We start from the raw sequence: 17,233 nt of genomic DNA on the forward strand, positions 1-17,233 counted from the left end.
GCTTATAACAAGAAGATGGTGGCCAGGCCGAGAAAAATCATAAAGCCGCCGCTGTCGGTGATTGCCGTAATGAGGACGCTGGATCCCACGGCGGGGTCACGATCCAGTTTATTCATCACCAAAGGAATGGTGACGCCAATAATGGCCGCCAACAACAAATTAAGTGTCATCGCTGACATCATGACCAGCCCCAAGGCCGCGCTATGATAGAGCCAAAAAGCGATCAGGCCGAGCACACTGCCCCAGATTAAGCCATTCAGCAAAGCCACGCCCATCTCTTTTTGCAACAGAGACTTCATGTGATAGCCAGAAATCTGCCCCAAAGCCAGACCGCGTACAATCATGGTGGTGGTTTGGTTGCCGGAATTGCCGCCTATGCCGGCAACAATCGGCATCAGTGCAGCCAAAGCAACAATTCGCTCAATACTGCCCTCAAACAAGCCAATGACTCGGGAAGCAACCAGCGCCGTCACCAAGTTAATTGCCAACCACGCCCAACGGTTTTGCACCGACTTCCAGATGGAGGCAAAGAAGTCTTCTTCTTCGCGCAAACCAGCCAAAGACAGCATATCCGCCTCGGCCTCTTCACGGATGATATCCATCACCGTATCCACGGTAATCCTGCCGACCAGCTTGCGATTATTATCTACCACCGGGGCAGTCACCAGGTCATAACGTTCAAACGCCATCGCCGCCTGGTCCGCCATATCCTCAGGGTGAAACACCACAGCATCGGTAGACATGATATCGCCGACTTTGGTCTCCGGATCATTCAGAATAATACGCTTGAGTGGCAACACCCCTTGTAGGATGTCATCGCGATTAATGACAAACAATTTGTCGGTATGGTCGGGAAACTTAGGTAACCTGCGGAGATAGCGCAAGACCACTTCCAGCGTGATATCGTCCCGAATGGTCACAATATCAAAATCCATGATCGAACCGACCGTATCATCGGGATAAGACAGCGCAGACTGCAAACGCTCGCGATGCTGTGTATCCAGGCTATACAGCAAGTCCTGCAATACGTCTTTAGGTAAATCTGGTGCAAGATCAGCCAGCTCATCGGTGTCAAGCTGCTCGGCGGCGGCGAGCAACTCTTCGCTATCCATGTCAGCAATCAGTGTCTGGCGCACCGCATCCGATACTTCGAGCAAAATCTCGCCATCACGTTCTGCTTTTACCAGATCCCAAACCATTAAACGATCGTCTAATGGCAGCGATTCCAAGATATAGGCAACGTCGGCCGGATGTAGCTGATCCAATTTGTGCTGCAGCACATTCAAATTCTGCTTGTGTACCAGCGTCTCAACCAGATCATGATTCGGCATATCCTGCCGATGCACAACATGCTCAACCAGCTTGTGTTTACCCAATAAATGGATCACTTGCTGCAAAGTCTCACTGAGGCTCTCTTTGCCTTCAATTACTTTTTCATCATGTTCGTGAATTTCTGTCATGCAGGATCCAATGTTGAGCAGCCGTTATTTTTTGCAGGTATTATTGTACAAAGCGTTGATGACACTACCTAGACTTTTATGCAAAAGCCATTGATATTATTTGGCACCCTTGGGTGCCATCTCTGTGAGGATGCAGAGCGTATTTTGCAGGCCTTAAAACTGCCTTACCAATACGTAGACATTATTGAAGATGAAAAATTGCTAGAACGCTATCAAATCAGCATTCCAGTATTGTTAGAAAACACGTCAGATCAGGAGAATATACTGGCTTGGCCATTTAATGGCGAACAAGTCAGTCAATGGCTGTTATCGCATCGTACCAAATAAAAAAGCCAGCGATTGCTGGCTTTTTATTGATGCGTCAGAACTTACTCTGCAGCTGGTGCTTCTGCAACTTCTGGACGGTCTACCAACTCAACAAACGCCATAGGCGCATTGTCACCGTTGCGGAAACCACATTTCAGAATACGCAGGTAACCACCATTGCGTGCATTGTAACGTGGACCCAGTTCACCGAACAGTTTACCAACGATGTCACGGTCACGCAGACGGCTGAACGCCAAACGACGGTTTGCCAGTGTAGGTGTTTTACCCAAAGTGATCAGAGGCTCAGCGTACTTACGCAGCTCTTTTGCTTTTGGCAAAGTTGTTTTGATCACTTCGTGACGCAGCAAAGAGGTCACCATGTTGCGGAACATGGCAGCACGGTGGCTGCTGGTTCTGTTCAATTTACGATTGCTATTACCGTGACGCATAGTAATTTCCTTAAGTATTTATCTTATTAGAAATTAAGCTTTTTCCAAGCCAACAGGTGGCCAGTTTTCCAGCTTCATTCCCAGTGTTAAGCCTTTGGAGGCCAACACATCTTTAATTTCATTCAATGATTTTCTACCCAGGTTAGGCGCCTTCAGCAATTCGTTTTCAGTACGCTGAATCAGATCACCAATGTAGAAAATGTTTTCTGCTTTGAGGCAGTTGGCAGAACGTACTGTCAATTCCAGATCATCTACTGGACGCAACAGGATAGGATCTACCTGTGGAGCTGCTTTCACTTCAACGTCAGCAGAAGCACCTTCCAGGTTCGCAAATACTGACAACTGACCAATCAGGATACGTGCAGCATCACGAATCGCCTGCTCAGGCTCGATGATACCGTTGGTTTCCACATCCATAATCAGCTTGTCGAGGTCAGTACGCTGCTCAACACGGGCACTTTCAACATGATAGCTGACTTTGTTGATCGGGCTGAAAGATGCATCCACCATCATGAAGCCCAACACACGGTCTTCATCGTTGGCTTTTTGACGCGCTGGAACAGGTTGATAACCACGCCCCATTTCAACTTTCACTTCCAGGTTCAACTTACCGCCTTTAGTGATGTTAGCAAGGATATGATTTGGGTTCACAATCTCAGCATCATGACCCACTTCAAAATCACCCGCTGTCACAATCCCTTCACCGCTTTTGCTCAAAACCAGAATGGTTTCAGTTTTGTTGTGCAGTTTTAAAGCAACACCTTTGAGGTTAAGCAAGATATCAACAACATCCTCTTGCACACCTTCGATAGTGGAGTACTCATGTACGACACCATCGATTTTTACTTCAGTAATGGCAAAACCCGGAATGGAAGAGAGCAAGACTCTTCTTAACGCATTACCCAAGGTATAGCCAAAGCCACGTTCCATTGGCTCCAAAGTCACACGTGCGCGGAGTGGCGTTATCACTTCAACGTCAACAACACGTGGCTTCAAATAATCTGTAGGGTTATTTTGCATACAATTCCTTGAAGTAATTGGGTATTAAAAAATAAACCTTAGCCTAAACTAAGCGATTACTTAGAATACAATTCAACGATCAATGATTCATTGATGGTAGCAGGCAACTCATCACGCTGAGGTTTAGCCTTAAACTTACCAGACAATGCTTTGACGTCGACTTCCAACCACTCAGGGAAACCACGCTGTTCAGCTGCTTCAACAGCTGCTTTAATACGCAATTGTGTTTTTGCTTTATCAGCCACAGAAATCACGTCACCAGCCTTCACTTGATAGGAAGGAACGTTTACGCGCTTGCCGTTAACCAAAATAGCGTTATGACGGACCACTTGACGTGCTTCAGAGCGAGAACCGGCCAAACCCATGCGGTATGCAACGTTGTCCAAACGGGACTCCAGCAACTGCAACAGGCTCTCACCAGTAATGCCTTTTTGACGGTCAGCTTCAGCGTAGTAAGTACGGAATTGACCTTCCAATACGCCGTAGATACGACGTACTTTTTGTTTCTCACGCAGTTGGACACCATAGTCTGACAAACGTGAGTTACGGCGTTGACCATGCTGACCTGGTGCGAAGTTGCGCTTTTCGATCGCGCATTTGTCTGTAAAGCATTTTTCTGCTTTCAGAAACAGCTTTTCACCTTCACGACGGCATTGACGGCATTTAGGGTCTAAATTTCTAGCCAAAATAGTTCTCCAGTAATCGATTCGCTAATCTGTGACAGCGAAATGAATTAAATTCTGCGTTTTTTCGGTGGACGGCAACCGTTATGAGGTACCGGGGTCACATCCGTAATGCTTGTGATTTTAAAACCAGCAGCATTCAACGCACGCACAGCAGATTCACGACCTGGACCTGGCCCTTTAATACGCACTTCCAGATTCTTAACACCAGACTCCTGAGCGGCTTTACCAGCCACCTCAGAAGCTACCTGAGCAGCAAATGGAGTACTCTTACGTGAACCTTTAAAACCTTGACCACCGGAAGTAGCCCATGACAACGCATTGCCCTGACGATCGGTAATCGTGATAATCGTGTTGTTAAAAGAAGCGTGCACGTGGGCAATACCCTCGGCAATATTCTTTTTAACTTTTTTTCTAACGCGTACATTAGCTTTTGCCATGTTGTACTGTCCTTAATATTTACTTTTGTTCAATAAAGATTATTTAGCTTGTTTGATCGCTTTAACCGGACCTTTGCGTGTACGCGCATTGGTTTTGGTACGCTGACCGCGCACTGGCAAACCACGACGATGGCGAATACCGCGGTAGCAACCCAAGTCCATCAAACGTTTGATATTCATGGTCACTTCACGACGCAAATCACCTTCTACAGTGTATTTAGCCACTTCGTCACGCAGCTTCTCTACTTCTGCATCGCTCAAGTCTTTAACCTTTACAGTAGTTAAAACACCAGCTGCAGCACAGATCTTCTGCGCAGTATCGCGACCAATACCATAAATAGAGGTCAACGCAATTTCTGCATGTTTGTGGTTTGGGATATTTACCCCGGCAATACGAGCCATACTTAAACTCCAATAATCAATCGTTTTTCACGATCAAACTTGTGCGTAGAAAAGAAAAGCCGCATATTATATCAGCTTCACTATGCTCTCACAAGCAATTGTTTACCATTAACCTTGACGTTGTTTATGACGTGGGTCAGTACAAATAATGCGAACAACACCGCGACGTCTTACGACTTTACAGTTACGGCATAATGTTTTAACTGATGCGCGAACTCTCATCTTACTTTCCTTTAATTAATTCACTTACTTTGCGCGGAATGTAATTCGCGCACGGGTTAAATCATAAGGGGTCATCTCAACCGTGACTTTGTCACCTGGCAGAATACGGATGTAATGCATACGCATTTTGCCTGAAATGTAACCAAGTACTGTATGACCATTTTCCAGTTTCACTTTAAAAGTTGCATTCGGGAGATTTTCAACAATCTCCCCCTGCATCTCAATGCGATCCTCTTTTGCCATCTTCTACTTACCCGTCCCCTTAAAGTTTGCCTTTTTCAGCAAGCCTTCATACTGTTGCGACATCAGATGAGATTGCACCTGCGTCATAAAGTCCATCGTCACAACAACGATAATCAACAATGAAGTTCCACCAAAATAGAACGGGGTATTAAATTTCAACACTAAAAACTCTGGCAATAAACAAACCAGCGTAATGTACAACGCACCAATCAATGTCAAACGACCCATGATGCGGTCAATATATTTTGCGGTTTGCTCACCTGGGCGAATGCCTGGGACAAATGCGCCACTCTTCTTCAGGTTATCTGCTGTTTCTTTGGGATTGAACACCAATGCCGTGTAGAAAAAAGCAAAAAACAAAATCGCTGCAGCAAACAACAAGATATATAAGGGCTGACCAGGCGACAGTTTTGCACTGACGTCCTTGAGCCAATACATGTGCTCACTGCTACCAAACCAACCAGCTAAAGTGGCCGGGAATAAAATAATACTTGAAGCAAAAATCGGTGGAATCACACCAGACATATTTAGCTTCAAAGGCAAATGCGTCGATTGACCGCCGTAAATGCGGTTACCAACCTGACGCTTTGCGTAATTCACTGTGATTTTGCGTTGACCGCGCTCAACAAAAACCACCAGCGCTGTCACTAAAATCACCGCCACAAACAGGAACATCACTAATGGAATAGAGAATGCGCCTGTTTTAGCCAAATCCAAGGTGCTACCAATTGCATGCGGCAAGCCCGCTACAATCCCGGCAAAAATAATGATAGAAATACCATTACCAATGCCACGTTCGGTAATCTGCTCACCCAACCACATCAGGAACATCGTCCCGGCCACCAGTGTGGTAACTGCAGTGATGCGGAAAGCAAAGCCAGGATCCAATACCAGACCAGCCTGACCTTCAAGCGCGATCGCAATACCCAATGCCTGGAAAGTTGCTAACAATACCGTGCCGTAACGCGTGTACTTCGTGATCTGGCGTCTGCCAGCTTCACCTTCTTTTTTCAGCTGCTCCAACTGTGGTGAAACCACCGTGAGCAACTGCATAATAATCGACGCAGAAATGTAGGGCATGATCCCCAAGGCAAATACGGTAAAACGCGATAGCGCCCCACCGGAGAACATGTTGAACATGCCCAAAATGCCATCCTTCTGCGTGTCAAACAACTGTTTCAACACCGTAGGATCAATGCCTGGCACTGGAATATGTGCACCGAGGCGGTAAACCACCAATGCACCCAACAAGAACCACAAACGGCTTTTTAATTCGCCAAGTTTGCCAACGGAACTTAAGATATTATCCTGTGCCAAGCTGATACTCTCTTTTGACTACGTTTATACTTCCAGCACTTTGCCGCCAGCTGCTTCAATGGCTGCCTTAGCACCTTTGGTCAACAACAACCCTTGCACTTGCACTTTGGCTGAAACTTCACCAGACAGGTAAACTTTCACTGCCTTCACAGCAGCTGGAACCAATTTCGCTGCTTTCAATGCCAAGATATCAACCACCTCAGCATCAACCAAAGCCAACTCGCTAGTACGAATACGTGCGGTGTCTGCATGAGTCAGGGAGTTAAAACCACGTTTAGGCAAGCGACGTTGCAAAGGCATTTGACCGCCTTCAAAACCTACTTTATGGAAACCGCCAGCACGGGATTTTTGACCTTTGTGACCACGGCCACCAGTTTTACCCAAGCCAGAACCAATCCCACGACCTAAACGACGAGGTGCTTTTTTTGCGCCTGCAGCAGGCTTAATCGTGTTTAATTGCATGATTATTCAACCTTCAAAAGATAACTCACAGCGTTGATCATGCCGCGAATTTCAGGAGTGTCCTGCACTTCTACAGTGTGGTGCATACGACGCAAACCCAAGCCACGAACAGTAGCTTTGTGTGCTTCAATACGACCAATCAAACTTCTTACCAGCGTCACTTTCAAAGTAGCGCTTTCTTTTTTTGCTTTAGCCATGATTAACCTCTGATTTCTTCTACGGTCTTACCACGTTTAGCGGCGATTTCAGCCGGTGTATTCATGGATGCCAGACCATTCAAGGTCGCGCGAACCAGGTTGTAAGGATTGGTTGAACCAATACTCTTTGCAACCACGTTAGTCACACCCATTACTTCGAAGATCGCACGCATTGCGCCACCAGCAATAATACCGGTACCTTCAGAAGCTGGCTGAATCAGCACTTTAGCGGCACCGTGAACACCGGTCACTGCATGGTGCAATGTGCCATTGTTCAGGTTCACTTTAACCATACTGCGACGGGCTTCGTCCATGGCTTTTTGTACAGCCACAGGCACTTCACGTGCTTTACCTTTACCCATACCAACGGCGCCATCACCATCACCAACCACGGTCAGCGCAGCGAAGCTCATGATACGACCACCTTTAACCGTTTTACTTACACGGTTAACGGTAATCATCTTTTCGCGCAAACCGTCAGTTTGCTGCTGTTGTTCAATATCTTTAGCCATTCTTTATCTCACCCTTAGAATTTGAGACCAGATTCACGGGCAGCGTCAGCCAAAGCCTTGATACGACCGTGATACTTGTAGCCTGAACGATCAAATGCAACAGTGGTAATACCTGCTTTTGCTGCTTTTTCAGCAATACGCTTACCAATCAGGGTTGCAGCTTCGATGTTGCCGCCATTTTTCAGTTGTTGACGCACTTCAGCCTCAACGGTGGATGCACTCGCCAACACGCGATCGCCAGTTTCAGCAATAATCTGTGCGTAGATATTGGTGTTGGTGCGATGTACACTCAAACGTGTCACTTTCAACTCGGCGATTTTGGCACGGGTTTTACGTGCTCTGCGCAAGCGGTTATTTACGTTTTTCATTGAATTTACCTTTAATGTTGAATCACTGTTCAGGCGAGCTTCTAATTAGGAGCTGTAACCTACAAGTGTCTTACTTATTTTTTCTTGGTCTCTTTGATGACCACCACTTCGTCCGCATAACGAACACCTTTACCTTTATAAGGCTCTGGTGCACGATAAGCACGAATTTGAGCAGCCACTTGACCAACCACTTGCTTGTTGGCGCCTGTCAACACTACTTCAGTAGGAGTAGGTGTCTGTACAGTCACGCCTTCAGGCATTTTATGGTTGATTGGGTGGGAATAGCCCAACTCCAGGTTCAAGGTAGAACCCTGAGCATTGGCTTTGTAACCCACACCGATCAGTGACAGCTTACGGGTAAACCCGGCAGAAACACCTTGCACCATATTGGCCAGCAATGCGCGGGTTGTACCTGACATCGCTCTTGCATGCTGTGTTTCACCATTCGTTTGAACCAACAACTGCTCACCTTCGCGAACCACTGAAATATCAGCAGACAACGCTTGAGTCAACTTACCCAAAGGGCCGCTCACCGCGACTTCTGAGGCTGAGATTACAACTTCTACTTTCGCAGGAATTGCAATCGGATTTTTAGCAACACGTGACATATTGATTCTCCTTAGGCCACGATGCACAGAACTTCGCCACCAATACCGGCAGCTTGTGCTTTACGATCGGTCATCACGCCTTTGGATGTTGAAACAATCGTCACACCCAAACCGTTCATTACTTTAGGCAGATTTTCGCTACCTTTATAAACACGCAAACCTGGCTTGGATACGCGCTCGATCTTCTCAATCACTGGACGACCTGCGTAATATTTCAGGCTAATGTTCAAAACTGGCTTACCGTCATTGTTTTGAACGTTGAAATCGTCGATATAACCTTCATCTTTCAACACATTTGCAATTGCACCCTTCAACTTGGAAGCAGGCATTGAAACGGTTGTTTTATTCGTACGTTGCGCGTTACGAATACGGGTCAACATATCGGCAATCGGATCACTCATACTCATGTTCTATTCCTCCGTTACCAGCTGGCCTTGGTGACACCTGGTACGTGACCAGCCATCATCAATTTACGCAACTCGTTACGTGCGATACCAAATTTACTAAACACACCACGTGGACGACCAGTCAAAGCACAACGATTACGTGTGCGAACAGGACTGGAATTACGTGGCAAACTTTGCAATTTCAAACGTGCAGCCATGCGATCTTCAACACTGGCAGACTGGTCATTCACAGTAGCAACCAATTCAGCTCGTTTAGCTGCAAATTTTTTAACGGTTTCGCGACGCTTTTGCTCGCGCTCTGTCATACATACTTTTGCCATGACTTAACCTCTGAAAGGGAAACTAAACGCAGCCAAAAGAGCTTTCGCTTCTTCGTCTGTTTTTGCTGTTGTGGTAATTGTGATATTCATCCCGCGCAGCGCATCGATCTTGTCGTACTCGATTTCCGGGAAAATGATCTGCTCTTTTACACCCATGTTGTAGTTACCACGGCCATCAAATGATTTGCCGGAAATACCACGGAAGTCACGGATACGTGGAATAGCCACAGTGATCAGGCGATCCAGAAACTCATACATACGCTCACGACGCAGAGTTACTTTACAACCAACAGGATAGTCATCACGGATTTTAAATGCAGCCACAGACTTTTTAGCCTTGGTTACAATAGGTTTCTGACCGGCAATTTTCTGCATATCAGACACCGCATTTTCCATGACCTTCTTGTCAGCAACGGCTTCGCCCACACCCATGTTCAGGGTAATTTTTTCGATACGAGGCACCTGCATTGGAGAGGTATAACCAAATTGTTCTGTCAATTTGGCCACTACTGTATCGTTATAATACTGTTTTAAACGTGCCATATTTATTCCTATGCGTCGATAGACTCGCCGCTAGATTTGAATACACGAATCTTGCGACCATCTTCCAGTACCTTAAAACCAACACGATCAGCTTTTTGTGTTGCAGCGTTGTAAATCGCCACATTGGAGCCGTCAACCGGCATTTCCTTGCTGATGATGCCACCAGTGATACCACGCATGGGGTTAGGACGAGTGTGTTTTTTCACTACATTCAAACCTTCAACCACTACATGGCCGCTTGGCAAGACGCTCAAAACAGTGCCTGTTTTGCCTGCATCTTTACCTGTATTCAGAATGACCTGGTCACCTTTGCGAATTTTGCTCATTTGATTGTCTCCAAGCCTTACAACACTTCAGGCGCCAGTGAAACAATCTTCATGAAGCGCTCACTACGCAATTCACGTGTCACAGGGCCAAAAATACGTGTACCAATCGGCTCCAGCTTGTTGTTCAACAACACTGCAGCATTGGCATCAAATTTAACTAACGAACCATCTGGACGGCGAACACCTTTAGCAGTGCGCACAACCACAGCGTTGTAGATTTCACCTTTCTTGACGCGACCACGCGGAGCAGCATCTTTCACGCTGACCTTGATGATGTCGCCAATGCTGGCGTAACGACGCTTGGAACCACCCAAGACCTTGATACACTGAACGGAACGCGCACCAGTGTTGTCGGCCACTTCCAGCCGAGATTGCATTTGAATCATGAGAAATAATCTCCAACTTAATCCGTTATAACCACTACCAGCCGCCCGCTTTTTGAACTTGCGCCCAAAAAACACGTTAAGGCCAATAGACCACGGTCAGTATTGGGGTGCCAGCTACATGCCAACTAAGGCGGGCACCGAAAAGTCCAACATTATACAACCAAAAAAACGCTTATGACAAGCGTTTTTCCGGTTTTATATATTTGAAGCCTTATTTAGCTTCGATTTTGCTTACGATCCAAGTTTTGGTCTTGGAGTATGGGCGGGTTTCTGTGATCGTCACAACATCGCCTTCGTTACATGCATTGTTTTCATCATGTGCATGGAACTTGTTCGATTTCACAACCACTTTACCAATCAAAGGGTGTTTCACTTTACGCTCGACAAGCACAGTCACGGTTTTATCCATCTTGTTGCTTACGACGCGGCCAGTCAAACTGCGTACAACTTTCGCTTTTTCAGTCATCATGCCTGTTTCGCCTTCTCAGCCAGCACGGTCTTGACGCGAGCAACATCTTTGCGCACTTTAGCCAGCTGATCCACTTTGTTCAATTGTTGAGTCGCCAATTGCATACGCAATGAAAACTGCGCACGACGCAACTCTACCAACTCGTTATTGAGCTCATCTGCCGATTTTGCTCTGAATTCTGAAGCTTTCATTTAACTACTCCTTAACTGCCAATTTGACGGGTCATGAATGTAGTTTCAATTGGCAACTTAGCAGCAGCCAATTTGAAAGCTTCGCGAGCCAACTCTTCGCTCACGCCATCCATCTCGTACAACATTTTGCCTGGCTGAATTTGAGCGATGTAGTAATCAACACTACCTTTACCATTACCCATACGCACTTCAGCTGGTTTTTTAGAGATTGGTTGGTCAGGAAACACACGGATCCAAACGCGACCACCACGTTTAATGTGACGAGTCATCACACGACGGGCAGCTTCAATCTGGCGTGCGGTCAAACGACCACGACCAATCGCTTTTAAACCAAATTCACCAAAGCTTACCTTGTTACCAGTAGTCGCAATGCCTTTATTACGACCCTTTTGCATCTTGCGGTATTTCTGTCTAGCTGGTTGCAGCATCTTTAGCCCTCGGCTTTCTTACTTTTTTCTCTGGCTCAGCATCGGCAACCGCAGCATTAGCAGCAGCGTTGTCACCGAAAATCTCGCCTTTGAATACCCAAACTTTAATCCCGATAATACCGTAGGTGGTAGAAGCTTCTGCCACACCATAGTCGATATCAGCACGCAGTGTATGGAGAGGCACACGACCTTCGCGATACCACTCTGTACGTGCAATTTCGATACCGTTCAAACGACCGGAACTCATAATCTTGATGCCTTGTGCACCCAAACGCATTGCATTTTGCATGGCGCGTTTCATGGCACGACGGAACATCACACGCTTTTCCAATTGCTGAGCAATCGACTGTGCGATCAATGTTGCATCTAACTCTGGCTTACGCACTTCTTCAATGTTCAGGTGAACAGGCACGCCCATCAACCCTTGCAGAGTAGAACGTAAAGACTCGATGTCTTCACCTTTTTTACCAATCACAACACCTGGACGGGCACTGTGAATTGTAATTTTTGCGTTTTTAGCCGGACGCTCGATAATAATTTTGCTTACAGCAGCGCTTGCTAGTTTCTTGTTCAAGAACTCACGCACTTTGATGTCGCCTTGCAACATCGCAGGGAAGTTCTGGCTGTTAGAGTACCAACGTGAGGCCCAGTTTTTCTGAACGCTCAAACGGAACCCAATTGGATGAATTTTCTGTCCCATATTATTCCTTTGAGTCACCGACTGTCACATGAATATGACAGGTTGGCTTCGTAATACGACCAGCGCGACCTTTTGCACGTGCACGGATACGCTTCATCACCAAGCCTTTATCGACATAAATTGAAGTCACCTTCAACGTATCGATATCAGCACCATTGTTATGTTCAGCGTTAGCAATGGCTGACTCAACCACTTTTTTGATGATCTCAGCACCACGCTTGGGCGTGAATGCCAGGATATTCAGTGCTTGATCAACTTTTTTGCCACGCACAAGGTCAGCCACCAAACGCGCTTTTTGCGGAGAAAGGTGTACGCCTTTTAAAACTGCAGTCACTTGCATTATCAGCCCCTTACTTCTTCGCTTTTTTATCAGCCGCGTGACCCTTGAATGTGCGTGTCAACGCAAATTCACCGAGCTTGTGACCAACCATGTTTTCAGAAATCAACACAGGCACATGCTGTCTGCCGTTGTGCACTGCGATGGTTAAACCAATGAAATTTGGCAAAACTGTCGAGCGACGTGACCAAGTTTTGATTGGTTTGCGATCGCGACCCGCCACAGCGGTTTCGACTTTCTTCGCCAAATGTGCATCCACAAATGGACCTTTTTTAATAGAACGTGCCATAGCGATTACCTTACATTTCTCGGACGACGACTTACGCGCATGTTATCGGTACGCTTGTTCTTACGAGTACGATAACCCTTAGTTTTCTGACCCCATGGCGACACAGGGTTCATACCGGCAGCAGTACGGCCTTCACCACCACCGTGCGGGTGATCAACCGGGTTCATCACCACACCACGTACGGTTGGACGGATACCGCGCCAGCGCATCGCACCAGCTTTACCGATAGAACGCAATGAATGCTCTTCGTTACCCACTTCACCCAGGGTTGCCTTGCAATCCACGTGCACACGGCGAACTTCACCAGAGCGCAAACGTAACTGAGCATAAGAACCTTCACGTGCCAACAGCTGTACAGAAGTACCAGCTGAACGGGCGATTTGGGCACCTTTACCTGGCTGAATCTCGATGCAGTGAATCGTGCTACCAACTGGAATATTGCGCAGTGGCAAAGCATTACCAGCACGGATAGGCGCTTCAGAGCCGCTCAACAATTGCGCACCGGCAGAGATGCCACGTGGCGCAATGATGTAACGACGCTCACCATCCGCGTAGCACAACAAAGCAATGTTTGCTGTACGGTTTGGATCGTATTCGATACGCTCAACAGTTGCAGGAATACCATCTTTGTTACGGCGGAAGTCGACAATACGGTAATGCTGCTTATGACCACCACCTTGATGACGAGTGGTAATACGGCCGTTATTGTTACGACCTGCGTTCTTGCTTTGACTTTCCAACAGCGGCGCGTAAGGCTTGCCTTTATGCAAATCTGGTGTAATGACTTTCAATACACCGCGACGACCGGGGGAAGTTGGTTTGACTTTAACTAATGCCATGTCTTCTCTCCTTATTCGCCAGCTGCGAAGTTAATTTCTTGACCTGGCTTCAAGCTCACATAAGCTTTTTTCCAGTCACTACGCTTACCCATGCGACGACCAGCGCGCTTCACTTTACCTGCGACATTAATCACAGACACAGAAGCGACTTCGACTTTGAACACCAATTCAACAGCCGCCTTAATTTCTGGCTTGGTCGCATCAGTACGCACTTTAAAAGCAATTTGCTGATGCTTGTCAGCAATGAATGTTGCTTTTTCAGTAATTTGTGGAGCCAAAATCACTTGCAACAAACGATCTTGTGTTTTTGTAGCTGCGGTAATCATGCCAAGATCTCCTCAAGTTTCTTCACAGCACCGGCTGTGACCAAAACGTTAGGGAAACGCACCAGACTTACTGGGTCAGCATATTGCGCTTCAACCACCAATACGTTTGGCAGGTTACGGGAAGACAAGTACAAATTCTCATCAAAACCATCAGTCAACAGCAAAACACCGCCATCGATGCCCAGAGCATTGATTTTCTGTACGAATTGTTTAGTTTTTGGCGTATCAACAGTGAAACTGTCTACCACCTTCAAACGGTCCTGACGCACCAGTTCAGACAAAATCGTCTGCATACCAGCACGGTAAGCCTTACGGTTCACCTTGTGGCTATAGTTTTCGTTAGGGCTGTTTGGGAATGCACGACCGCCTCCACGCCAAATCGGGCTGGATGCCATACCGGCACGGGCGTTACCAGTGCCCTTTTGTGCATATGGCTTATGTGTCGTGTGAGCAACAGTAGCACGTGTTTTTTGAGCACGGGTTGCGGTACGGGCATTTGCCATATAAGCAACAACCACTTCATGCACCAATGACTCATTAAATTCACGACCGAACGTCACATCAGAGGCATCTACGCCTTTTTTAGCAACCTTGCCGTTTTGATCGATAAGTTTCAATTCCATTATTTAGCCCCTTTCGCTTTGATGGCTGGACGTACAACGACATTGCCACCTTTGGAGCCAGGCACGGAACCTTTAATCAACAACAGGTTACGCTCTACATCTACACGGACGATTTCCAGGTTTTGGGTTGTGACTTTAGCATCACCCAAATGACCAGGCATGCGCTTACCAGGGAATACTCGACCTGGATCCTGCGCCATACCGATAGAACCCGGTACATTGTGCGAACGTGAGTTACCGTGAGATGCACGGTTAGAGGAGAAGTTGTGACGCTTGATCGCACCGGCAAAACCTTTACCGATGGAGGTACCCGTCACATCAACCAACTGACCAACGGAGAAAATGTCTACAGTGACATTGCCACCCACTTGGAAGTTAGCCAACACATCTTCAGCCACATTGAATTCTTTAATACCAGCACCGGCAGCAACGCCAGCTTTGGCATAATGACCAGTCAACGCTTTGTTGATACGGCTAGCACGACGCTCACCGTAAGCAACCTGAAGGCCAGTATAACCATCAGTTGCGACTGTCTTTACTTGTGTCACGCGGTTAGGAATCACTTCCAGCACTGTTACAGGAACGCTTGCGCCTTCTTCTGTAAAAATGCGGGTCATGCCCACCTTGCGACCAATAAGCCCTAAGCTCATGATCAGTTCCTTATAATAGTTAAAGTGAACGATTACAATTGACCGTCCACCGAAGAGCGCGGATTATACCGAACTATTCTTGATTTGACAATAACCTTTTCTTCCGAAAAGGTTATTTCTAATGACAACTTTAAAAATTAAAGCTTGATTTCTACATCTACGCCAGCTGGCAAATCCAATTTCATCAATGCATCTACAGTCTTGTCTGTAGGATCAACGATATCCATCAAACGCTGATGGGTACGGATTTCAAACTGGTCACGGGAGGTTTTGTTCACGTGTGGTGAACGCAGAATGTCAAAGCGTTCGATACGTGTTGGCAATGGCACTGGACCTTTTACAACTGCACCAGTACGTTTCGCAGTATCCACAATTTCCAAAGCAGATTGGTCGATCAAACGATAGTCAAATGCTTTCAGACGGATACGAATTTTTTGAGCTGCCATGTTTTTTCCTTAAAAAGAGCAAAAAGCGGCAGGATACTCCTGCCGCTCATAAAAAGAATTACTCGATGATTTTGGCAACGACGCCAGCACCAACGGTACGACCACCTTCACGAATCGCGAAACGCAGACCATCTTCCATCGCGATAGGCGCGATCAATGTCACAGTGATAGATACGTTATCACCTGGCATTACCATTTCGGTACCTGCTGGCAATTCAACTGCACCAGTCACGTCAGTGGTACGGAAGTAGAACTGTGGACGGTAGCCGTTGAAGAATGGTGTATGACGACCACCTTCATCTTTACCCAACACGTAGATCTCAGCGGTGAACTTGGTGTGTGGTTTGATAGAACCGGATTTAGCCAGCACTTGACCACGCTCAACTTCTTCACGCTTGGTACCGCGCAGCAGTACGCCTACGTTGTCACCTGCTTGACCTTGGTCCAGCAGTTTACGGAACATTTCAACACCAGTACAGGTGGTTTTCAGTGTTGGCTTCAGACCAACGATTTCGATTTCGTCGCCGACTTTAACGATACCACGCTCAACACGGCCGGTAACTACAGTACCACGACCAGAGATAGAGAATACGTCTTCTACTGGCATCAGGAAGGTACCGTCGATGGCACGCTCTGGGGTTGGGATGTAGCTGTCCAATGCGTCAGCCAATGCGAAGATCGCTGGTTCGCCGATTTCTGATTGGTCGCCTTCGAGGGCCAATTTAGCAGAACCTTTGATGATTGGGGTGTCATCACCTGGGAAGTCATACTTGCTCAGCAAGTCACGCACTTCCATTTCAACCAGTTCCAACAACTCAGCGTCGTCAACCATGTCAGCTTTGTTCAGGAACACAACGATGTATGGTACGCCAACCTGACGGGCCAACAGGATGTGCTCACGTGTTTGTGGCATAGGGCCGTCAGCAGCGGAACATACCAGGATCGCGCCGTCCATCTGGGCAGCACCGGTAATCATGTTTTTAACGTAGTCGGCGTGGCCTGGGCAGTCAACGTGTGCGTAGTGACGGCTTGCAGTCTCGTACTCAACGTGTGCTGTGTTGATGGTAATACCACGTGCTTTTTCTTCTGGTGCCGCGTCAATTTGGTCGTAAGCTTTTGCTTCGCCACCAAATTTCTTGGTCAACACTGTGGTGATCGCCGCTGTCAATGTTGTCTTACCGTGGTCAACGTGACCAATCGTACCAACGTTCACGTGTGGCTTGGTACGTTCAAATTTGCCTTTTGCCATGATGTTTTTCCTTTA

The 17,233-nt window shown here is 46.9% G+C and carries 32 protein-coding genes; 1 reads left to right on the forward strand and 31 read right to left on the reverse strand.

From position 1 onward, the window contains the following. Positions 1–2: 2 nt before the first annotated feature. Entirely contained in the window at positions 3–1,460 is a 1,458-nt protein-coding gene (mgtE, locus tag GOC95_RS06440; protein ID WP_194748715.1) for a magnesium transporter, read from the reverse strand. Positions 1,461–1,538: 78 nt separating this feature from the next. Here mgtE and GOC95_RS06445 point away from each other — a divergent pair, with 78 nt between their 5' ends. After that, positions 1,539–1,787 carry a glutaredoxin family protein gene (locus GOC95_RS06445; RefSeq protein ID WP_275356357.1) on the forward strand — a complete coding sequence of 83 codons (249 nt, stop codon included), beginning with the start codon at positions 1,539–1,541 and terminating at the stop codon, positions 1,785–1,787. Positions 1,788–1,828: 41 nt separating this feature from the next. Here GOC95_RS06445 and rplQ read toward each other — a convergent pair whose 3' ends face one another. The 30 genes from rplQ to tuf form a co-directional block, all read right to left on the reverse strand. Then, entirely contained in the window at positions 1,829–2,215 is a 387-nt protein-coding gene (gene rplQ / locus GOC95_RS06450; protein ID WP_194748717.1) for a 50S ribosomal protein L17, read from the reverse strand. A gap of 33 nt (positions 2,216–2,248) precedes the next feature. Continuing rightward, positions 2,249–3,235 (reverse strand): DNA-directed RNA polymerase subunit alpha, encoded by a 987-nt coding sequence (gene rpoA / locus GOC95_RS06455; protein ID WP_194748718.1) that lies wholly within the window; start codon positions 3,233–3,235, stop codon positions 2,249–2,251. A 56-nt stretch (positions 3,236–3,291) separates the two neighbouring features. Further along, positions 3,292–3,921, reverse strand: coding sequence for a 30S ribosomal protein S4 (gene rpsD / locus GOC95_RS06460; RefSeq protein ID WP_194748719.1), 630 nt, complete (start codon positions 3,919–3,921; stop codon positions 3,292–3,294). Positions 3,922–3,968: 47 nt separating this feature from the next. Then, positions 3,969–4,358, reverse strand: coding sequence for a 30S ribosomal protein S11 (rpsK, locus tag GOC95_RS06465; RefSeq protein WP_018986256.1), 390 nt, complete (start codon positions 4,356–4,358; stop codon positions 3,969–3,971). Positions 4,359–4,397: 39 nt separating this feature from the next. Continuing rightward, on the reverse strand, positions 4,398–4,760 hold the full coding sequence (rpsM, locus tag GOC95_RS06470) for a 30S ribosomal protein S13 (protein ID WP_194748720.1): 363 nt from the start codon (positions 4,758–4,760) through the stop codon (positions 4,398–4,400). 108 nt (positions 4,761–4,868) lie between these two features. After that, complete coding sequence (rpmJ, locus tag GOC95_RS06475; RefSeq protein ID WP_081620790.1) at positions 4,869–4,982, reverse strand: 50S ribosomal protein L36; 114 nt, start codon at positions 4,980–4,982, stop codon at positions 4,869–4,871. A gap of 24 nt (positions 4,983–5,006) precedes the next feature. Next, a complete protein-coding gene (gene infA, locus GOC95_RS06480) occupies positions 5,007–5,225 on the reverse strand; it encodes a translation initiation factor IF-1 (RefSeq protein WP_194748721.1) in 219 nt (72 codons plus the stop codon). Positions 5,226–5,228: 3 nt separating this feature from the next. Then, a complete protein-coding gene (gene secY / locus GOC95_RS06485; protein WP_018986259.1) occupies positions 5,229–6,542 on the reverse strand; it encodes a preprotein translocase subunit SecY in 1,314 nt (437 codons plus the stop codon). A gap of 24 nt (positions 6,543–6,566) precedes the next feature. Continuing rightward, complete coding sequence (gene rplO, locus GOC95_RS06490; protein ID WP_275356358.1) at positions 6,567–7,004, reverse strand: 50S ribosomal protein L15; 438 nt, start codon at positions 7,002–7,004, stop codon at positions 6,567–6,569. Between the two features lie 2 nt (positions 7,005–7,006). Next, the gene (gene rpmD / locus GOC95_RS06495) at positions 7,007–7,201 is read right to left on the reverse strand and encodes a 50S ribosomal protein L30 (RefSeq protein WP_019881237.1); all 195 of its coding nucleotides are present in this window, start codon (positions 7,199–7,201) and stop codon (positions 7,007–7,009) included. Between the two features lie 2 nt (positions 7,202–7,203). Further along, on the reverse strand, positions 7,204–7,713 hold the full coding sequence (gene rpsE, locus GOC95_RS06500) for a 30S ribosomal protein S5 (protein WP_018986262.1): 510 nt from the start codon (positions 7,711–7,713) through the stop codon (positions 7,204–7,206). A gap of 14 nt (positions 7,714–7,727) precedes the next feature. Next, positions 7,728–8,081: a 50S ribosomal protein L18 gene (rplR, locus tag GOC95_RS06505; RefSeq protein ID WP_194748723.1), complete on the reverse strand. Its 354-nt coding sequence runs from the start codon at positions 8,079–8,081 to the stop codon at positions 7,728–7,730. A 74-nt stretch (positions 8,082–8,155) separates the two neighbouring features. After that, entirely contained in the window at positions 8,156–8,689 is a 534-nt protein-coding gene (rplF, locus tag GOC95_RS06510) for a 50S ribosomal protein L6 (RefSeq protein WP_194748724.1), read from the reverse strand. Positions 8,690–8,700: 11 nt separating this feature from the next. Then, positions 8,701–9,096 (reverse strand): 30S ribosomal protein S8, encoded by a 396-nt coding sequence (gene rpsH / locus GOC95_RS06515; protein ID WP_194748725.1) that lies wholly within the window; start codon positions 9,094–9,096, stop codon positions 8,701–8,703. Positions 9,097–9,110: 14 nt separating this feature from the next. Beyond that, positions 9,111–9,416, reverse strand: coding sequence for a 30S ribosomal protein S14 (gene rpsN / locus GOC95_RS06520; RefSeq protein WP_194748726.1), 306 nt, complete (start codon positions 9,414–9,416; stop codon positions 9,111–9,113). A 3-nt stretch (positions 9,417–9,419) separates the two neighbouring features. Then, positions 9,420–9,959 carry a 50S ribosomal protein L5 gene (rplE, locus tag GOC95_RS06525; protein ID WP_194748727.1) on the reverse strand — a complete coding sequence of 180 codons (540 nt, stop codon included), beginning with the start codon at positions 9,957–9,959 and terminating at the stop codon, positions 9,420–9,422. An 8-nt stretch (positions 9,960–9,967) separates the two neighbouring features. Further along, on the reverse strand, positions 9,968–10,285 hold the full coding sequence (rplX, locus tag GOC95_RS06530; RefSeq protein WP_194748728.1) for a 50S ribosomal protein L24: 318 nt from the start codon (positions 10,283–10,285) through the stop codon (positions 9,968–9,970). Between the two features lie 17 nt (positions 10,286–10,302). Continuing rightward, complete coding sequence (gene rplN, locus GOC95_RS06535; protein ID WP_018986269.1) at positions 10,303–10,671, reverse strand: 50S ribosomal protein L14; 369 nt, start codon at positions 10,669–10,671, stop codon at positions 10,303–10,305. A gap of 211 nt (positions 10,672–10,882) precedes the next feature. Beyond that, the gene (rpsQ, locus tag GOC95_RS06540; protein ID WP_275356359.1) at positions 10,883–11,140 is read right to left on the reverse strand and encodes a 30S ribosomal protein S17; all 258 of its coding nucleotides are present in this window, start codon (positions 11,138–11,140) and stop codon (positions 10,883–10,885) included. After that, a complete protein-coding gene (rpmC, locus tag GOC95_RS06545; RefSeq protein WP_194748729.1) occupies positions 11,137–11,331 on the reverse strand; it encodes a 50S ribosomal protein L29 in 195 nt (64 codons plus the stop codon). Before rpmC ends, rpsQ begins: the two co-directional genes overlap by 4 nt. Before the next feature lie 11 nt (positions 11,332–11,342). Next, positions 11,343–11,759, reverse strand: a complete 417-nt coding sequence (gene rplP, locus GOC95_RS06550; RefSeq protein WP_055827127.1) for a 50S ribosomal protein L16 — start codon at positions 11,757–11,759, stop codon at positions 11,343–11,345. After that, entirely contained in the window at positions 11,743–12,459 is a 717-nt protein-coding gene (gene rpsC / locus GOC95_RS06555; RefSeq protein WP_194748730.1) for a 30S ribosomal protein S3, read from the reverse strand. Before rpsC ends, rplP begins: the two co-directional genes overlap by 17 nt. 1 nt (position 12,460) lies before the next feature. Beyond that, positions 12,461–12,799, reverse strand: a complete 339-nt coding sequence (gene rplV, locus GOC95_RS06560) for a 50S ribosomal protein L22 (RefSeq protein ID WP_194748731.1) — start codon at positions 12,797–12,799, stop codon at positions 12,461–12,463. A gap of 10 nt (positions 12,800–12,809) precedes the next feature. Beyond that, positions 12,810–13,085, reverse strand: a complete 276-nt coding sequence (gene rpsS, locus GOC95_RS06565; protein ID WP_018986275.1) for a 30S ribosomal protein S19 — start codon at positions 13,083–13,085, stop codon at positions 12,810–12,812. Between the two features lie 5 nt (positions 13,086–13,090). Continuing rightward, positions 13,091–13,924, reverse strand: coding sequence for a 50S ribosomal protein L2 (rplB, locus tag GOC95_RS06570; RefSeq protein ID WP_275356360.1), 834 nt, complete (start codon positions 13,922–13,924; stop codon positions 13,091–13,093). An 11-nt stretch (positions 13,925–13,935) separates the two neighbouring features. Further along, positions 13,936–14,250, reverse strand: coding sequence for a 50S ribosomal protein L23 (gene rplW / locus GOC95_RS06575; protein ID WP_018986277.1), 315 nt, complete (start codon positions 14,248–14,250; stop codon positions 13,936–13,938). Continuing rightward, complete coding sequence (gene rplD / locus GOC95_RS06580; protein ID WP_194748733.1) at positions 14,247–14,873, reverse strand: 50S ribosomal protein L4; 627 nt, start codon at positions 14,871–14,873, stop codon at positions 14,247–14,249. Before rplD ends, rplW begins: the two co-directional genes overlap by 4 nt. Next, positions 14,873–15,523: a 50S ribosomal protein L3 gene (gene rplC / locus GOC95_RS06585; protein WP_049637763.1), complete on the reverse strand. Its 651-nt coding sequence runs from the start codon at positions 15,521–15,523 to the stop codon at positions 14,873–14,875. The genes rplD and rplC overlap by 1 nt, the downstream gene beginning before the upstream one ends. Before the next feature lie 137 nt (positions 15,524–15,660). Beyond that, positions 15,661–15,969, reverse strand: a complete 309-nt coding sequence (gene rpsJ / locus GOC95_RS06590; RefSeq protein WP_018986280.1) for a 30S ribosomal protein S10 — start codon at positions 15,967–15,969, stop codon at positions 15,661–15,663. Between the two features lie 58 nt (positions 15,970–16,027). Beyond that, a complete protein-coding gene (tuf, locus tag GOC95_RS06595) occupies positions 16,028–17,218 on the reverse strand; it encodes an elongation factor Tu (RefSeq protein ID WP_194748734.1) in 1,191 nt (396 codons plus the stop codon). Between the last annotated feature and the right edge of the window lie 15 nt (positions 17,219–17,233).

Origin of the sequence: Methylophilus sp. YYY-1 (genome assembly GCF_029132825.1) — a bacterium.
GTDB classification, from domain to species: domain Bacteria; phylum Pseudomonadota; class Gammaproteobacteria; order Burkholderiales; family Methylophilaceae; genus Methylophilus; species Methylophilus glucosoxydans.

Bases quoted from the DNA above. Each gene is read 5' to 3' on its own strand.
- mgtE (WP_194748715.1), bottom strand. From the start codon at position 1,460: ATGACAGAAATTCACGAACATGATGAAAAAGTAATTGAAGGCAAAGAG.
- GOC95_RS06445 (WP_275356357.1), top strand. From the start codon at position 1,539: ATGCAAAAGCCATTGATATTATTTGGCACCCTTGGGTGCCATCTCTGT.
- rplQ (WP_194748717.1), bottom strand. From the start codon at position 2,215: ATGCGTCACGGTAATAGCAATCGTAAATTGAACAGAACCAGCAGCCAC.
- rpoA (WP_194748718.1), bottom strand. From the start codon at position 3,235: ATGCAAAATAACCCTACAGATTATTTGAAGCCACGTGTTGTTGACGTT.
- rpsK (WP_018986256.1), bottom strand. From the start codon at position 4,358: ATGGCAAAAGCTAATGTACGCGTTAGAAAAAAAGTTAAAAAGAATATT.
- rpsM (WP_194748720.1), bottom strand. From the start codon at position 4,760: ATGGCTCGTATTGCCGGGGTAAATATCCCAAACCACAAACATGCAGAA.
- rpmJ (WP_081620790.1), bottom strand. From the start codon at position 4,982: ATGAGAGTTCGCGCATCAGTTAAAACATTATGCCGTAACTGTAAAGTC.
- infA (WP_194748721.1), bottom strand. From the start codon at position 5,225: ATGGCAAAAGAGGATCGCATTGAGATGCAGGGGGAGATTGTTGAAAAT.
- rplO (WP_275356358.1), bottom strand. From the start codon at position 7,004: ATGCAATTAAACACGATTAAGCCTGCTGCAGGCGCAAAAAAAGCACCT.
- rpmD (WP_019881237.1), bottom strand. From the start codon at position 7,201: ATGGCTAAAGCAAAAAAAGAAAGCGCTACTTTGAAAGTGACGCTGGTA.
- rpsE (WP_018986262.1), bottom strand. From the start codon at position 7,713: ATGGCTAAAGATATTGAACAACAGCAGCAAACTGACGGTTTGCGCGAA.
- rplR (WP_194748723.1), bottom strand. From the start codon at position 8,081: ATGAAAAACGTAAATAACCGCTTGCGCAGAGCACGTAAAACCCGTGCC.
- rplF (WP_194748724.1), bottom strand. From the start codon at position 8,689: ATGTCACGTGTTGCTAAAAATCCGATTGCAATTCCTGCGAAAGTAGAA.
- rpsH (WP_194748725.1), bottom strand. From the start codon at position 9,096: ATGAGTATGAGTGATCCGATTGCCGATATGTTGACCCGTATTCGTAAC.
- rpsN (WP_194748726.1), bottom strand. From the start codon at position 9,416: ATGGCAAAAGTATGTATGACAGAGCGCGAGCAAAAGCGTCGCGAAACC.
- rplE (WP_194748727.1), bottom strand. From the start codon at position 9,959: ATGGCACGTTTAAAACAGTATTATAACGATACAGTAGTGGCCAAATTG.
- rplX (WP_194748728.1), bottom strand. From the start codon at position 10,285: ATGAGCAAAATTCGCAAAGGTGACCAGGTCATTCTGAATACAGGTAAA.
- rplN (WP_018986269.1), bottom strand. From the start codon at position 10,671: ATGATTCAAATGCAATCTCGGCTGGAAGTGGCCGACAACACTGGTGCG.
- rpsQ (WP_275356359.1), bottom strand. From the start codon at position 11,140: ATGATGACTGAAAAAGCGAAAGTTGTACGCAGTTTGACTGGCCGCGTC.
- rpmC (WP_194748729.1), bottom strand. From the start codon at position 11,331: ATGAAAGCTTCAGAATTCAGAGCAAAATCGGCAGATGAGCTCAATAAC.
- rplP (WP_055827127.1), bottom strand. From the start codon at position 11,759: ATGCTGCAACCAGCTAGACAGAAATACCGCAAGATGCAAAAGGGTCGT.
- rpsC (WP_194748730.1), bottom strand. From the start codon at position 12,459: ATGGGACAGAAAATTCATCCAATTGGGTTCCGTTTGAGCGTTCAGAAA.
- rplV (WP_194748731.1), bottom strand. From the start codon at position 12,799: ATGCAAGTGACTGCAGTTTTAAAAGGCGTACACCTTTCTCCGCAAAAA.
- rpsS (WP_018986275.1), bottom strand. From the start codon at position 13,085: ATGGCACGTTCTATTAAAAAAGGTCCATTTGTGGATGCACATTTGGCG.
- rplB (WP_275356360.1), bottom strand. From the start codon at position 13,924: ATGGCATTAGTTAAAGTCAAACCAACTTCCCCCGGTCGTCGCGGTGTA.
- rplW (WP_018986277.1), bottom strand. From the start codon at position 14,250: ATGATTACCGCAGCTACAAAAACACAAGATCGTTTGTTGCAAGTGATT.
- rplD (WP_194748733.1), bottom strand. From the start codon at position 14,873: ATGGAATTGAAACTTATCGATCAAAACGGCAAGGTTGCTAAAAAAGGC.
- rplC (WP_049637763.1), bottom strand. From the start codon at position 15,523: ATGAGCTTAGGGCTTATTGGTCGCAAGGTGGGCATGACCCGCATTTTT.
- rpsJ (WP_018986280.1), bottom strand. From the start codon at position 15,969: ATGGCAGCTCAAAAAATTCGTATCCGTCTGAAAGCATTTGACTATCGT.
- tuf (WP_194748734.1), bottom strand. From the start codon at position 17,218: ATGGCAAAAGGCAAATTTGAACGTACCAAGCCACACGTGAACGTTGGT.